The following is a 14,568-nucleotide window of genomic DNA, read 5'->3' as shown; positions in this document are numbered from 1 at the left end:
CCTGATGGGTGTTCTAGGCAGTCACCGACCTTTTAATGCCGGCATATAGTGTTGGTATACAGAGGAGGTGCATCTCCATGGTAGCCCAGTTGATATGGATTGCGGTTGTTTATGTATCCGCTGCAGTGATGATTCATATGTTGCATAACCGGCAGAAGGTGCGTAAAACACCGCAGTCCGGAAAATGGATTCATTATATTTTTATTACCCGCAATCATGAATCTGTTGTGGAATGGTACATTCGGGCACTGACATTTCAAGCTCTTCTAACCGGAAAACGATTGCGAGTAACGTTCATGGATGATGGTTCGAGCGATGGAACACTTGGGATAGTTTCCAAAATGGCCGCTAGCGGCTGCTCTATCGATCTTGCAACATCTATGTACTCTCTTCAGATGAGTGAAGAATTGCAGCATGAAGGAATTGTAGTAGACTTGCGGCTGTCAGGGCAGTCTGTATCGCTGCCTTTTATGGGGATGGCAGGAAGTAGGGGATGCGAATCAAAGCGCAACAGATCTTAAGTAAATATGTAAGTAACGGGTGAAGCACACTCTCCAAGAACTGGGGGAGTGTGCTTTTTGCGTTTGGGGAGACGGAGTCGTGAATTTGGGATCAAATATGGAGTTGCTAAGTACAAGCGAGAGGTAGGAGGGATTATTATGCAAGTCGCTGTATATGCTGTGGAATGTAGGGGGAGCTGGAGGGTTGAAATTTCATTAGATCTTAGCGTGGATAGATGGTGGTGGTCTGTAGCTAGACCGGAGAAGAAAGCTGGGAGTTCCTTAGCGGCGAATAGTTTGGTTCTGCTTTCTTCTGCGTTGCCGCTAGGTTGGGCTGTGAAGCTCCGGGACAACTTTAAACAAAGAAGCGCAATGGGCACCTGGGGGATTAAGGAGTGGGGGCAATATATTAATAGTATGCTTGAGGCTGAGTTGAGAGAGGAGAAAGAGGCAGGGGGACTGTGGGAGGCTCAGTGGTTGAATGATGGAATATTCATATGGAAGCCTAATGAATCAAGTTTCGGAATAGATCAGGACAATAAGAAGAATGAAAGATACGATTGGTGTGAAAAAGAGGATTTTCAATCTGGATTACTAGAATCGGATTCAGAACAATTATTGCGGGCTGTGGCCGGGCGCTCTTTATTGGAGCCGGAAGTAGAAGCGCTGCTGGCAGAAGAATTGCCAGAGCTAGGAGGTTGCTGGCGCCAGGCGGCACAACTGGCGTATCTGCAGGGGCAGCTGTTGCTTACAGCCGCCGTAGGCAATGCGCCCCCGGCTACGCACGGGGCGCGGGCCCGCCAGCTCCCTGCGGGTGCTGGCGTTATGATGCGTGCGGCGGCTAGGCTGCCGCACGTATTGCGGCGCGGCGCTGTCGCTCGCCGCGCGGTTTCGCGCTGCCTGCGTTGCGGCAGCGTGCCCACCGGCCGCACGGCATGCGCCGCGTGCGGGCTTATGGGCTGCGCCTATTGCGAGGCCTGCCTCGCGCTTGGGCGCAGCCGGGCTTGTGCGCTGCTGCTGCGCAGCGCAGCACTTCCGGCCGTGCGGTGCACGGCCGCCCTTGACCCCGCCGCGGCCGCAGGCCGGTGGGGGCTGAGCCCAGCGCAGGCGGGAGCCGCTGGCGCTGCGCTGGGTTTTCTGGCGGAGGCGCGCAAGCGCTCCGCCAGTACATGCCCAGAGCGGTTTCTGCTCTGGGCGGTAACGGGAGCGGGGAAAACGGAGATGATCTTCCCGCTCCTAGAGGCCGTGCTCGCCGCCGGAGGGCGGGCGCTGGTAGCGACGCCGCGCCGCGACGTCGTACTTGAGCTCGCGCCGCGGCTCGCCCGGGCTTTTCCGGCGGAGGTTCTCGCCGTACTTTATGGCGGCAGCGCAGATCGCTGGGTGAGCGGTCGCTTAACGCTCGCAACCACCCATCAGCTCCTGCGCTTCCATCAAGGTTATGATCTCGTAATCATCGACGAGCTGGATGCGTATCCTTACCACAATGATCCTATGTTGGCCTATGCCGCTGAACAAGCCTGTAAAGTGGACGGCTCTTTCATCTATTTATCAGCTACGCCACCACAAAAAATGCAGCGTTTGGTCCGGTTAGGCAAGCTTCCACATGCCAGAGTGCCTGTCCGCTTCCATGGTCATCCCTTGCCTATCCCGCAGCATTTGAGTATACCCTCGGTTCTAACCTGTCTGAAGCGTGAGAGTTTGCCAAGATCGCTTATACAAAATCTTCAAAAGTCACTGGAGCGAAAAGCACAAATTTTTCTATTTGTGTCTCGAATAGCTCATATCGAAGGATTGCTGATCCTACTTCGTCGTAGCTTTCCCGGCGTGGTTATTGAAGGCACCTCGTCCAAGGATTCATTTCGGGCAGAAAAGGTGACTGCTTTTCGCAACCGTATCATCTCTTTGTTAGTAACTACTACGATCCTGGAACGGGGAGTTACCGTGCCACGCAGTGACGTATTTATTTTGGATGCAGACAGTGGTCTTTTTGACGAAGCCTCTTTGGTACAGATGGCAGGCCGTGCTGGTCGTTCTAAAGATGATCCTGATGGCCATGTTGTATTTGCCTCCCCTCAGTGGAGCCGATCCCAGCGTGGAGCGATTGCTCAGATTCGTACTATGAATATCATCGCTCGCCGCCATGGATATTTCCGTAAAGGTGGGGCTAAATGAATACCATGCTTATAGGGGTACGAAAATCTTTGTCTCTCCTCCTCACCCCCTCGTTGTCTCAATGTCTAACCTGCGGGAAGCACAGCCCACAGTCCTCACAGCTGCCTGGTATCTGTAAGGATTGTGCGGAATCCATTCCTTGGATACGCGCTCCACGTTGCTTGGTTTGTGGGCGGCATGTAGGCTGTCCAGACTGCACTCGCAGCGCTGAGCCCTCACCCATTGTATGTAACCGGAGTGCGGTAGCCTACACTAATGAGATGAGAGAATGGCTCGGTCAATATAAATATCGCGGGAATGAACGATATGCCCCTCTACTTGGACTCATGCTGGATAGGGCATATTTAACCCTAAAGGAGGAAAAGCAACAGGGGGCTCTTTCATCCCAGAAGGCATCGTTTTTTCATCTTATTCAACATAAAAGGTACAAAAAAAACAGCCTTTGGTCAGCTGATTTATTAGTTCCGGTACCTGTCAGTGATTCAAGGCTTCTAGAACGGGGCTTTAATCAAGCGGAAAGATTGGCCGATGTCCTATCTCGGCATAGAAAGATTCCACAGCTACCGCTACTAATTCGTACGCATCATACAGGTAAGCAGAGCTTTAAAGGACGTGCGGAGCGATTGGCAGATATGAAGAATGCTTTTGGAGCAAATCCGGCAGTCTCCACACTATTTAAGGATTGGCTGAAAGATAACTCACCTATAAGCCATCCTATTCGAATTATTATTGTTGATGATATCTATACAACCGGAAGCACGATTCGTGCTTGTGCCGAAATTCTAAAACAAATGGTTTCTAACTATGATTATGTTGCAGAAATCTATAGCCTAACCTGGGCGCGTTCCTAAAACGCGAAAAATGCATGATTGTGAACAGCTATATCCATTCCATTAAGGATTAGTTGCGGTTGGTAGCGTTTCTTCTGTCCCATAGACGAATTCCTTGCAATCATGTAATCTAGGAGCATAAGAATATTATGCATTGCACAGAATGTACGGAGAGGAGCGGCTGCTTGTTATGAATCTAGACAATTGTCCAAGGTGCGGCCGGTTGTTTGTCAAGAATCTTATGGGGTTGTGCTCGGCCTGTATCAAAGAGCTGGAGCATGAATATGAGATCTGCGTGAATTATTTACGGGAAAACAAAGGAACCAACATTCAGGAGCTCTCCGATGCTACGGGGATTTCTATTAAAGAGATTACCCGCTTTATTCGCGAAGGCCGGATTTCTATAGCTAATGCACCCAATATGATGTACCCTTGCGAAGTGTGTGGTACACTGATTCGGGATGGCCATATGTGTGACAGCTGTCGTAGCCGGCTCAGGAAAGATCTCACGAATGCTGTCAAGGAAAATTCTGCTGAGGATACTACTAAAAAGACATCTGATGGTGCATATCGTGCCATAGATAAGCTGCGTGACCTATAAAATCTGCAAAAAAACGTTTGCAGCTATAAAGAATGTTTCAGTCTACGCCGATAAACTTAGTAAAGATTATCGGCTTTTTTATATTAGAAGGAAGGTGGAAGTTATGAAAATTAACGAGACCGGACGAATTAACGCGATTAATCCGTATCAACGCAGCGCGGAAGCGCAAAGGCAGGAACAAATGAAGAAAAGCACACGCAAGGATGAGGTTTCGATCTCTGATGAAGCGATTCAACTCTTGCAAGCACAAAACACTGGCAAGAATGATCCAGAACGCGCACTTAAGATCGACAATCTAAAGCAGCAGGTCTCCGCAGGTACCTATCAAGTTGATGCATCTAAGCTAGCAGAGAAACTCGCCCCTTACTTTAAGCAATCCTCCGAGAATTAGGTGAAAACATCCATGGCATTGACGACATTAATAGAACTATTGGAGCGGCTAGATGGAGTGCATGTTCAAATGCTGGATCTGGCCGCTGAGAAGAAACAGACAATTATGGATAACAAGGTGGATGCGTTAATCGACATCCTTAACCGTGAATCCAAGCTAATGAAGGTAATTGGGCAGCTCGAGGAAGAGCGAATATTAGCCGCATATACCGTTTTGCAAGGTGTGGGTATTCGTTCCAACCTGAACCTGAACCTAACGGAGCTGTCCAGGCTTATATTTGACCCTGAAGACAAGGCACGACTGCTGCATATTCAGCAGAAGCTTTCGGGCACTTTGCATCGCCTGAAAGAAGCCAATGACCTAAATCAGAAGCTGATAGAGCAGTCGCTTACATTTATAGATTATTCTTTGGATCTGTTGGTCGGAAGACCAAATCAGGATATCACTTATCATCGTCCGTCCGACAAAGGTAACAACGTAAATCGGTCGGGGATTTTTGATGCACGAGGTTAGAATTGTACTGATGAAGTGTTCTGCCGGAGCAGAACATAAGGAGGAGTAAGAAGCATGACATCCACATTTCACTCGATAGAGACGGCGAGACGCAGCCTTTTTACTCAGACCGCAGCTCTTAATACAACTGGACACAATATCGCTAATGCGAATACCGAAGGTTATACTCGTCAACGTGTTAATATGCAAGCCTCTTTACCTATTGAAGCGTACGGATTGTTAAAATCTACCGTTCCAGGTCAAATGGGTACAGGGGTGGAATTCTCATCTATCGATCGGATTCGAGAAATGTTTCTGGATGATCAGTACCGTGGTGAGAACGCTGCTTTCGGCAACTGGAGTCTTCAAGCAGATACGCTCTCTAAGCTGGAAGCTATCGTTAATGAGCCATCGGATACAGGCATTCGTACAGTTTTGGATAACTTCTGGAAATCGTGGTCGGATCTAAGTAAGAACCCTGAAGATCCAACAGCCCGTAAGATTGTAGTGCAAACTGCACAATCTTTGACAGATGCTATGAACTACATGAGCACGCAACTGAATAATCTGGAGCGGGATCTAACCACTAATATAGATGTTAAGGCAAAAGAAGCTCAAAATTACCTGACTGCTATCGCAGATCTAAACAAATCAATCTATAAGATTGAGGGTATGGGGGATCATGCAAACGATCTACGTGATCAACGCGATCTGATGGCGGACAAGCTCTCCAAAATTGCTAATATTACTGTTGTAGAGACGGAAGAGGGTTATAACATTTCTCTGGGTGGACAACCTCTCGTAGAGGGTGGAGAAGTTACCGCAACCGTAGATAGTGCATTTCTTAATAATGCTTATACCTCCGGAACCTTGAAGGGCGGCGAGGCATACGGTATGATTTTCTCCAATAATACCTATGTTGCCGATTACAAGAAACAGCTCAATGATTTGGCGAGCACTATTGCTACAGGTGACGTTGAAATTACAGTGCCAGCTGGCTCCAATCTTCCTGAGGGCACAGTGTTGACAAGTGATGCCAAGATTACACAAGCTGACGGTACCGTAGTTACTTTGACCGCTGGTCAGGCCATGCCTAAGGGCGCAACAATGTATGAGGACGCCAAGACCATTGTCAAAGGGTTTAACGGACTTCACAAGTTAGGTTACGCGATGGATGGAAGCGTCGGACGCGATTTCTTTGTAACATCAGGCGAGGCTGGAACGATTAAGCTAAATCCGGAAATTGCTGCGGATGTGAATTTATTCGCAACTTCGTTACGTACAACTGTTGATGCGAATGGAAATACGCAAGTCGTTAAAGGAAATAATACGTTGGCACTCTTATTGACTAGCCTGAAGGATAGTAAATTTACTAAGCCAGACGGTAGTGTAAGCAACACTGTGGGAGGGCTTTTTAGCTCTATGGTTGGTCAGCTGGGTATTCAATCCCAAGAGGCTGCACGTCAGACGGATAACTCAGATTATCTCGTAGAGCAAGTTAACTCCCGTCGTCAATCAGTCAGCGGCGTTTCTCTAGATGAAGAAATGTCGAATATGCTAGTGTTCCAGCATGCTTATAGTGCGGCAGCACGTTTTATGACTACTTTTGATGAACTGCTCGACAAATTGATTAATTCCACCGGCACAGTCGGCAGATAAAAGGAGATATAGCGTATGTTGAGAGTAACCTCTAACATGATGAATTCACAGCTTCTGCTTAACTTAAACCGTAATGCACGTACAATGAACGACACACAGCTACAGCTTGCCACAGGACGTAAGATCAACAAAGCTTCCGATGATCCAGTGGGTATTACTTATTCTCTCCGCTATCGTGCTGAGCTTTCATCTAACGAGCAGTACACCAAGAATGTGGATAGTGCCATTTCATGGCTTGATTATAATGATACGGTACTCGGTCAGGCTGGAGATGTTGTTCAGAAGATTCGCGAATTGACAGTACAGGCAGCGAGTGGAAGCAATCCGCAGTCTGCACTCGATAGTATCAATGAAGAGGTTCTGCAGCTAAAAGAACAGCTTGTGGACATTGCTAACAGTACACTAAATGGTAAATATATCTTTAATGGCGAACAATACACCACCAAACCATATGATTATACTAAAGGTGCAGACGGTACATACGATGTATCTAAACCGATTACTACGGATACTGGGCAGATTCAGTTTATTGTAGGTGAAGATGTGCGTATGCCAATTAGTACTACCGGTAATGATTTATTTGGTTATACTGGGGATGCGGATAATCTGTTCAGTATTATTAATACTATTTCTGCTGGGTTAAAATCTGGTAATCTTAGTACAGTATCTGGTCAACTTGATAAAATCGATACACGTGTAGAGACTATTCTATCAGCACGTTCCGAGATAGGGGCTAAGACTAACCGCGTTGAATTGATGCAGGATCGGCTAAGTGATTTAAATATTAATTTGACGGAACTTCAAGCTAAGACAGAAGATGCAGATTACGAAGGTTTGATTATGGAGTCGAAGATTCAAGAGAATATTTATAATGCTTCCCTTTCTGTAGGCGCTAAGATTATATCTACAACTCTAGTAGATTTTATTAGATAACAGAGGTGGTTCTCGTTGCTGCAGCCGATATTGCAAATTCGTCAGACTCCTGCTTTGATTGGAATTGATAATGAGCAGGGAACATTTTCGATTACTCAGCCTAAACCTGAGGTCAAAATAACAACCACTCCAGGGAAACTTACGGTTCAATCTTTTAGGCCAGAGCTTACCATAGATCAGTCCCGAGCTTGGGCAGCCTATAATGGTGGTAATATGTTCGATATGAACAAACGAATATATTCAGGTATTCAACAGTTATATCTTCAGGGTATTGCAAAAAAGGTCGAGCAAGGCAATCGGATGGCCCAGTTTTTTAAGCCCGGAAATACCATTGCCGAAGTCTATGGAACAGATACCGAACCAAATTCATTTCCAGAGATTCGTGGTCCGGCATCATTTGACAATGTAGATATTCATATAGAAACGAGAGCACCACAAATCGATTTTCGAGCCGCAAAAGTGAATATTCAAGTGGTAAGACATGATCCTGAAATTGAATATACCCGTGGCAAGTTAAATATTTATATGCAGCAATATGCTTCCATAAAGTTTATTCCACCGGAAGTAAATCTTCAAACGTAGCTCTTAAGCTATAGACGTGCCAGAAAGCGCCTCTATAGCTTTTGTGTTATAAATAATAATCTTAATGGATACCAGTTTCGTGAGCGAAACTTTTGAGGAGTGGGCAACTTGATTATAGAAACACTATCTTGGGGTAAACTAGAAGTGGATGAGGAGCAGATATATCATTTCTCCAAAGGTATACCTGGATTTGATGAGGAAACGGACTTCGTCTTAATCACGATACCTGAGACGCCTTTTGGGTATTTACAGTCTATAAGAGAAAAAGGATTATCCTTTCTGTTAGGAGATCCGTTTTCTTTTTATCCGTCCTATGAATTCGAACTGCCTGATGATGAGGCTGAAGAGTTAGGGATCGATACAGAGTTGATCGTCCGTTGCATTATTACGCTGAAGGAATCAGTCGATCAGTCGACGATCAATCTTCTGGCTCCAATTGTTATGAATCCTTTAGGACATTCCGGTAAACAAATCGTTTTACATAGGACTCCTTATCATACGAAACATAGTTTGGTGCAGGAGAAGTCAGTTATAGAGGGAAAGGATGGTGGATAATATGCTCGTACTAACCCGTAAAAAAGGTGAGTCTATTATTATCCAAGATCAGATAGAGCTGACAATTTTAAGTGTAGACGGTGATACGGTGAAGGTTGGTATCTCTGCCCCAAAACATGTAGATGTTTTTCGCAAAGAAGTGTACCTATCGATTCAAGAAGCCAATCGCGAATCTGTTGCTCCGCAGCAGTCTGATCTGAGTGCATTAATCCATAGCCTTCGTAGTGAGAGTAATAATAACTAATCAACATATCGCATATAAGGAATCCAAAACCTGAGACTGCACAAATGCAGATTCAGGTTTTTTATTTAGTTTGAGAGATTTCTCCAAAAAAAAATTCAAAAAAACTTCGAATTACTCTAAACACTTTGGTACTTGCCGTCGATATATGAAGTAGACGCTGAATCGGCAGGGCGGCCGACCTTAATGGTTCGGCGTTTACCACATGGATGTGGAACTAATTTAATTTCAGGGAGGAAATATCAAATGATTATTAACCACAATGTTACAGCTTTGAATACTCACCGTCAATTGGGTGCAAACACTGCAGCAACTAGCAAGAACATCGAGAAATTGTCTTCAGGTCTTCGCATTAACCGTGCAGGGGACGACGCTGCAGGTCTTTCGATCTCCGAAAAAATGCGCGGTCAAATCCGCGGTTTAGACCAAGCATCCCGTAACTCACAAGACGCGATTTCCTTGATTCAAACAGCTGAAGGTGCTCTTGGCGAAACTCATTCTATCCTGCAACGTCAACGTGAACTTATTGTTCAAGCAGGTAACGGAGGAACATTAGCAACAGAAGATCTGACAGCTATCAAAGATGAAATTGCAGAATTAAACAATGAATTAACAGGTATTTCCGAACGTACAGAATTCAACGGTAAAAAATTGTTGGATGGTAAATTTGACGAAGATTTCCAAATTGGTGCTAATGCAGCACAATCACTTAATTTGAAAATTGAAGGAGCAACTGGTAAAGGTTTCAGTGCGACTGATTTAGGTGTCAACGCGCTAGCTCCTGATGGTACAACTGCTAAATTTGATACTGACGTTAAACTTGTAGATGATGCAATTAAATTGGTTTCTGCTTCCCGTTCTAAACTTGGTGCAAACCAAAATCGTCTAGAACATACTATTAACAACCTTAACAATGCTTCTGAAAACCTGACTGCAGCTGAATCCCGTGTTCGTGATGTTGATATGGCGAAAGAAATGATGGATCAAACTAAAAACTCCATTCTTGCTCAAGCTGCTCAAGCTATGTTGGCTCAAGCTAACCAACAACCACAAGGTGTGCTTCAATTGCTTCGTTAATCTTTAACGATAAGAAAAGGAATGGGATTCCCATTCCTTTTTTTATATAAACTAGTCTATAAGGGGTTAATCATAAATGACATCGAAATTAGTTGAAACGCTAACTCCTCAATATGTCAAAGAATTTACTTGTATTGGTTCGGCCTGTGAAGATACGTGCTGTGCAGGATGGCAAGTAACTGTGGACGAGCAAACATACAAGAAATATAAAAAAGTTAAAAATTATAAGATCAAGTCACAACTAGATGAATATGTGATTCGCAATCGTTCAAACCCTACAAAGAATAACGTAGCGAAAATGAAAATGAATAACTCAAGGTGTTCATTCTTAAATGAGGAAAATTTATGTGACATTCAATTGACCTTAGGAGAAGAAAATTTGTGCAATACCTGTGCTGTTTATCCTAGAATAGTTCATAATGTAAACGGTGTTGTTGAACGTTCATTAACTGTATCTTGTCCTGAAGCAGCTAGGTTAGTCTTGTTGAGTAAAGATGGAATTAGCTTCGATCAATTCAAAGAATCCCCCTCTACAAGGGATGTAACAAGAGCAACCATTCATACGAATAAAGAAGTAGCTTCTGATTGGAAGGACTATTTCAATGAATATCGTTACGTGACTATTTCCATACTGCAGAACAAAAATTATACCCTGGAAGAACGTTTGCTCGTTCTAGGTCTACTTTATAACGAACTACAAGAATGCGTGGATAACGATCGAATAAATGAGATTCCCGACATCTTTGGGCAATATATTACAAGTGTAGAAAATAACGCTCTCCAAGGAGCATTTGAAAATATACCAAATCGATTAGACATTCAACTTCGATTAAGCAGGGAACTTGTCGTATTACGTTTGCAATACGAAATTACTTCATCTAGATATTTAGAGTGCTCAGGAGAGATGATGTCTGGTTTACATATTGAAAAAGATGCTTCAGACGAAGAGATCCTTGAGAATTATGCATCTTCTTATGAAAAATACTACGCACCTTTTATGCTTCAGCATGAATACATGCTTGAAAATTACCTTGTCAATTACGTGTTTAAAAATATAATGCCTCTTGATAGTGATTCTTTATTTGAGAGTTATACTCGTATGATCTTGCATTATTCTTTAATCAAGATCCATCTAATTGGAATGGCAAATTATCATCAAACCTTAACCGAGGACTTGGTAGTTAAACTTGTACAATCCCTCTCAAAGACATTTGAACACAATAAGCTATATTTTAGAAGAATAATGAAATTAATAAAAGATAACGATTTTATGAAGTTAACATATATGTCCATTTTGATAAAACATTAGTAGAGTTATATTTTCCAAACCTAGGAAGAAGGCCTACAGAACTGCTATGTAATATTAATAAGTGAATAAGAAATCTTCGATTATCTAGGTTATTTTTATCTATGCCATATCACTTTCAGTTCGTGGAATGTTCTGGACTCAAATACACTAGGACATTAATTAAACAGATAAAGATGTCCCTCTCTACGGAAAAAATCAATTTTTTATATTTCTATTCTATGAACTAGCGCTGAAGCCCTCTAGAGACTCTGGTCAACTATACTTTTCTTAAGTGAATCCTAAATTATCCCTAAAACTAACCGATATATAAAGTATAAATTTGAGCGTTGTTGGAGGTCGGGGTATATGAATGTACAGTTTTCCCTTTCTGCTAGTTCTATGACGGTTGGATCAAGCAGATCTGAAGTAACGTCTGGAGTTGAGCCCGAAAATATCGAAAGTAAAGCAGATCCTACTCGATATGCTAAGGAAATCAGTCAGAAAGAGAAGCAGGATAAAAACGTATCAGTTGCTGAAGAACAGCTAATTCGTACCATCGAGCGAGCAGTTAAATCTTTACAGGGCCCCCAAACCACGCTATCAATTAGCATCCACGAGAAAACGCATGACATTATGGTCAAGGTGCTCAATAAGGATACAGGAGAACTTATTCGTGAAGTTCCTCCAGAAAAGACTCTAGATTTAGTGGCTAAAATGATGGAGATTGCAGGTATTCTCATAGACGAGAGAATTTAGTATAGGAGGTGCTGTTTTGGTAACAAGAGTAAATGGATTCTCAGGTATGGACATTGATAGTATGGTTAAGAGTATGATGGCTGTCAAGCGTGCTCCCTTGGATAAACTATACCAACAAAAAGAGACTTTAAATTGGACTAGAGATAGCTACCGTGAAATCAGTAGTAAGCTATATGATTTTAGAATTAATAAGTTATCAGATAAATATAATGTGTCATCTGCGTTAAACGCAAATAAATCCGTTGTTACCGGTTATACAGGTGCAGTGAAGGCTGAAGCTACAGCCGCCGCAAACAGAGTAGATATGGAAGTTGAAGTTATGAATTTGGCTACAACGACTACATTAACGACATCTGGTGTAGGAGCAAATAAGTCTAGTAAAATTACATTAGCAGAATTGGCTGCAGATGCAGATACTGACAAAGAGTATAGTTTAAACATTAATGGTGTCAATTTTACTAAAACAGATGAAGCTGGTGTAACTAAATCTTTATTCACAGGGGCCACTACGGTCGCTTCTTTTATTTCAACTGTTAATGCTGACAGTAAAGCGAATGTAATCGCTAGCTTCGATGAGGCAACAGGAAAGCTCATTATTCGCTCCAAGGCAAGCGGGGCTCCGAGTACAGATCCAGATTCAACAAGTATGAATGGTAAAATAGAACTTGGAGGCCAAAACTCTATACTGTCGCTTTTTAATGGCGGAAATGACATTGACGTTAATGATGATATAGCTATGGGTGTAGATGCTCTTGTCAGAATTAACGGTCAGGGCTTAAGTCAAAAGAGTAATACCTTCACTATAAACGGAGTGCAACTAACGTTGCTTGCAAAGACGGATGGGAATGGAACGACAAAGATCAGCAGCGAATCTGATCCAAATAAGGCACTCGAAACAATTAAAAGTTTTGTTGAAGACTATAATAGTTTATTGCAGTTATTAAATAACAAAGTTAATGAAGCTAAATACAGCGATTATGCTCCTTTGACGGATGCGCAAAAGAGTGATATGAAGGAAAGCGAAATCTTGGCCTGGACAGCAAAAGCCAAAAGTGGTCTTTTGAAAAATGATGACATTCTGAAATCTACAATAACCTCCATGCGTACGATCATCACAGAAAAATTGGGTGGTTTAAGTGCAATGGGTATCACAACAGGTACTTATTTAGAGGGAGGAAAGTTAATTCTAAATGAATCCAAGCTCAAGCAGGCGATTAATGATAATCCCCAAAGTGTTATAGATCTATTTCAAGGAGCTGCAGGTGCATCAAGTGAGGGACTATTCAGCAAATTGGGGAAACAACTAGCAACACCATTAGAAACTATCTCAAAACGCGCTGGTACTAATAAGTATACCACTGACATTAGTAGTGCCTTTAAAGAAGATAGCGTTATGGGAAAGAGACTTAAAGACTATAACACTCGGATAAGTAGCATGGTGAAAAAGTTGGATAACTATGAAACACGTTACTATAAGCAGTTCGCAGCGATGGAAACAGCAATGAACAAGCTACAGACGCAGTCTTCCAGTCTCTTCTCCAGCTAGGATAATTATAAAATATAGAGGGTGAGATTATTGATTACATCTCCATATGAGAAATACCGCCAGTCTTCTGTCCAAACCTCTACCCCTGTGCAGTTGGTCATTATGTTGTATGACGGTGCAATTCGTTTTGTAAGAACAGCGATTGACGGTCTCAGTAAACAGGACTATGAGAAGACAAGTCTTAATTTTGGCAAAGCACAATCTATAGTAAGTGAGTTAATGAGTACATTAGATTATTCATATGAGATATCTAACAACCTCTATTCACTTTATGAATATACAAATTATCTTTTAGTTGAAGCAAACATTCGTAAAAGTCCAGATAAAGCTGAAGAGGCTCTTGTTTATCTAACCGACCTTCGGGAAACTTGGCTACAAGCATCGAAGATCGCTGTGGGTCAGGGACAGGCTGATAGTGCTCATGGATGAATTAATCCGGAGTTTGGATCAACTCACCCGGGAGATCGAAGAGCGTCTTCAAGAGACCACCTATGAGGAGTTGGAGGCTTTTGTGGACGAGCGCCAGAAACTTGTCGATTCAATTGCAGAAGAAGCCAAAATTTGTCGAGCAACGCCTGCACAAAAGCAAGAAATTAATCGAATTTTGGAACATGATAATGTGATCTTAGATAGAATGAACGCTCTTCGCTTCGAAGCTCAAGACTGGCTGCAGAAGCGGAATCAGGCCAAAACACAACGCAACGCCTACGAGGCCGCCTACACCCCAGACAGTTTCCTTATGGATCGCAAAAAATAATTTATCAGTGTTTCACTATAGGAGTAGACGGGTATTAAATACCGTCTGCTCCTTTTTTTGATCATTGTACCGAATCTATTTCTTGTTTATGGAAAATTTAATAGTTTATTTTACGTGGTAAATTATTGAATGTAAACATTTTCTTTTCCAATTGACAATAAAGAAGTTACGGTGGTATAGTCGAATTG

Annotated in this window: 17 protein-coding genes; all 17 read left to right on the top strand. The window is 43.0% G+C overall.

What is annotated here, in order from left to right; all coding sequences use genetic code 11:
* Positions 1 to 77 precede the first annotated feature (77 nt).
* The 17 genes from MHI32_RS28500 (at position 78) to MHI32_RS28420 (ending at position 14,380) form a co-directional block, all read left to right on the top strand.
* Positions 78 to 521 (top strand): glycosyltransferase family A protein, encoded by a 444-nt coding sequence (locus MHI32_RS28500; RefSeq protein WP_076123908.1) that lies wholly within the window; start codon positions 78 to 80, stop codon positions 519 to 521.
* Between the two features lie 138 nt (positions 522 to 659).
* Positions 660 to 2,672: a helicase-related protein gene (locus MHI32_RS28495; RefSeq protein ID WP_339188760.1), complete on the top strand. Its 2,013-nt coding sequence runs from the start codon at positions 660 to 662 to the stop codon at positions 2,670 to 2,672.
* On the top strand, positions 2,669 to 3,523 hold the full coding sequence (locus MHI32_RS28490) for a ComF family protein (RefSeq protein ID WP_339188757.1): 855 nt from the start codon (positions 2,669 to 2,671) through the stop codon (positions 3,521 to 3,523). The genes MHI32_RS28495 and MHI32_RS28490 overlap by 4 nt, the downstream gene beginning before the upstream one ends.
* 169 nt (positions 3,524 to 3,692) lie before the next feature.
* Positions 3,693 to 4,103: a TIGR03826 family flagellar region protein gene (locus tag MHI32_RS28485; RefSeq protein WP_076124340.1), complete on the top strand. Its 411-nt coding sequence runs from the start codon at positions 3,693 to 3,695 to the stop codon at positions 4,101 to 4,103.
* Positions 4,104 to 4,206: 103 nt separating this feature from the next.
* Positions 4,207 to 4,494: a flagellar biosynthesis anti-sigma factor FlgM gene (gene flgM, locus MHI32_RS28480; RefSeq protein WP_036678454.1), complete on the top strand. Its 288-nt coding sequence runs from the start codon at positions 4,207 to 4,209 to the stop codon at positions 4,492 to 4,494.
* A gap of 12 nt (positions 4,495 to 4,506) precedes the next feature.
* The gene (locus tag MHI32_RS28475) at positions 4,507 to 5,007 is read left to right on the top strand and encodes a flagellar protein FlgN (protein WP_036678457.1); all 501 of its coding nucleotides are present in this window, start codon (positions 4,507 to 4,509) and stop codon (positions 5,005 to 5,007) included.
* Positions 5,008 to 5,061: 54 nt separating this feature from the next.
* Positions 5,062 to 6,645, top strand: a complete 1,584-nt coding sequence (gene flgK / locus MHI32_RS28470) for a flagellar hook-associated protein FlgK (RefSeq protein WP_076303595.1) — start codon at positions 5,062 to 5,064, stop codon at positions 6,643 to 6,645.
* Between the two features lie 15 nt (positions 6,646 to 6,660).
* The gene (gene flgL, locus MHI32_RS28465) at positions 6,661 to 7,578 is read left to right on the top strand and encodes a flagellar hook-associated protein FlgL (RefSeq protein WP_339188752.1); all 918 of its coding nucleotides are present in this window, start codon (positions 6,661 to 6,663) and stop codon (positions 7,576 to 7,578) included.
* A gap of 15 nt (positions 7,579 to 7,593) precedes the next feature.
* On the top strand, positions 7,594 to 8,160 hold the full coding sequence (locus tag MHI32_RS28460; RefSeq protein ID WP_076303597.1) for a DUF6470 family protein: 567 nt from the start codon (positions 7,594 to 7,596) through the stop codon (positions 8,158 to 8,160).
* Between the two features lie 108 nt (positions 8,161 to 8,268).
* A complete protein-coding gene (locus MHI32_RS28455) occupies positions 8,269 to 8,715 on the top strand; it encodes a flagellar assembly protein FliW (RefSeq protein WP_076303598.1) in 447 nt (148 codons plus the stop codon).
* Position 8,716: 1 nt separating this feature from the next.
* Entirely contained in the window at positions 8,717 to 8,959 is a 243-nt protein-coding gene (gene csrA / locus MHI32_RS28450) for a carbon storage regulator CsrA (RefSeq protein ID WP_076303648.1), read from the top strand.
* 243 nt (positions 8,960 to 9,202) lie between these two features.
* A complete protein-coding gene (gene hag, locus MHI32_RS28445; protein WP_076303599.1) occupies positions 9,203 to 10,033 on the top strand; it encodes a flagellin Hag in 831 nt (276 codons plus the stop codon).
* Positions 10,034 to 10,109: 76 nt separating this feature from the next.
* Positions 10,110 to 11,342 (top strand): flagellin lysine-N-methylase, encoded by a 1,233-nt coding sequence (gene fliB, locus MHI32_RS28440; RefSeq protein ID WP_076303600.1) that lies wholly within the window; start codon positions 10,110 to 10,112, stop codon positions 11,340 to 11,342.
* Between the two features lie 345 nt (positions 11,343 to 11,687).
* Entirely contained in the window at positions 11,688 to 12,077 is a 390-nt protein-coding gene (locus MHI32_RS28435) for a flagellar protein FlaG (protein WP_339188745.1), read from the top strand.
* A 16-nt stretch (positions 12,078 to 12,093) separates the two neighbouring features.
* Complete coding sequence (gene fliD / locus MHI32_RS28430) at positions 12,094 to 13,623, top strand: flagellar filament capping protein FliD (protein ID WP_081391785.1); 1,530 nt, start codon at positions 12,094 to 12,096, stop codon at positions 13,621 to 13,623.
* Between the two features lie 30 nt (positions 13,624 to 13,653).
* Positions 13,654 to 14,052, top strand: a complete 399-nt coding sequence (gene fliS / locus MHI32_RS28425; protein WP_339188742.1) for a flagellar export chaperone FliS — start codon at positions 13,654 to 13,656, stop codon at positions 14,050 to 14,052.
* Positions 14,045 to 14,380: a flagellar protein FliT gene (locus MHI32_RS28420; RefSeq protein WP_076123873.1), complete on the top strand. Its 336-nt coding sequence runs from the start codon at positions 14,045 to 14,047 to the stop codon at positions 14,378 to 14,380. Before fliS ends, MHI32_RS28420 begins: the two co-directional genes overlap by 8 nt.
* Positions 14,381 to 14,568: the final 188 nt, after the last annotated feature.

Origin of the sequence: Paenibacillus sp. FSL H7-0690, from assembly GCF_037980415.1 — a bacterium.
GTDB classification, from domain to species: domain Bacteria; phylum Bacillota; class Bacilli; order Paenibacillales; family Paenibacillaceae; genus Paenibacillus_AQ; species Paenibacillus_AQ odorifer.
Note: the sequence above shows the minus strand (reverse complement) of the source record. Positions and strands in the feature narration are given on the sequence as shown.

Bases quoted from the DNA above. Each gene is read 5' to 3' on its own strand.
- MHI32_RS28500 (WP_076123908.1), top strand. From the start codon at position 78: ATGGTAGCCCAGTTGATATGGATTGCGGTTGTTTATGTATCCGCTGCA.
- MHI32_RS28495 (WP_339188760.1), top strand. From the start codon at position 660: ATGCAAGTCGCTGTATATGCTGTGGAATGTAGGGGGAGCTGGAGGGTT.
- MHI32_RS28490 (WP_339188757.1), top strand. From the start codon at position 2,669: ATGAATACCATGCTTATAGGGGTACGAAAATCTTTGTCTCTCCTCCTC.
- MHI32_RS28485 (WP_076124340.1), top strand. From the start codon at position 3,693: ATGAATCTAGACAATTGTCCAAGGTGCGGCCGGTTGTTTGTCAAGAAT.
- flgM (WP_036678454.1), top strand. From the start codon at position 4,207: ATGAAAATTAACGAGACCGGACGAATTAACGCGATTAATCCGTATCAA.
- MHI32_RS28475 (WP_036678457.1), top strand. From the start codon at position 4,507: ATGGCATTGACGACATTAATAGAACTATTGGAGCGGCTAGATGGAGTG.
- flgK (WP_076303595.1), top strand. From the start codon at position 5,062: ATGACATCCACATTTCACTCGATAGAGACGGCGAGACGCAGCCTTTTT.
- flgL (WP_339188752.1), top strand. From the start codon at position 6,661: ATGTTGAGAGTAACCTCTAACATGATGAATTCACAGCTTCTGCTTAAC.
- csrA (WP_076303648.1), top strand. From the start codon at position 8,717: ATGCTCGTACTAACCCGTAAAAAAGGTGAGTCTATTATTATCCAAGAT.
- hag (WP_076303599.1), top strand. From the start codon at position 9,203: ATGATTATTAACCACAATGTTACAGCTTTGAATACTCACCGTCAATTG.
- fliB (WP_076303600.1), top strand. From the start codon at position 10,110: ATGACATCGAAATTAGTTGAAACGCTAACTCCTCAATATGTCAAAGAA.
- MHI32_RS28435 (WP_339188745.1), top strand. From the start codon at position 11,688: ATGAATGTACAGTTTTCCCTTTCTGCTAGTTCTATGACGGTTGGATCA.
- MHI32_RS28420 (WP_076123873.1), top strand. From the start codon at position 14,045: ATGGATGAATTAATCCGGAGTTTGGATCAACTCACCCGGGAGATCGAA.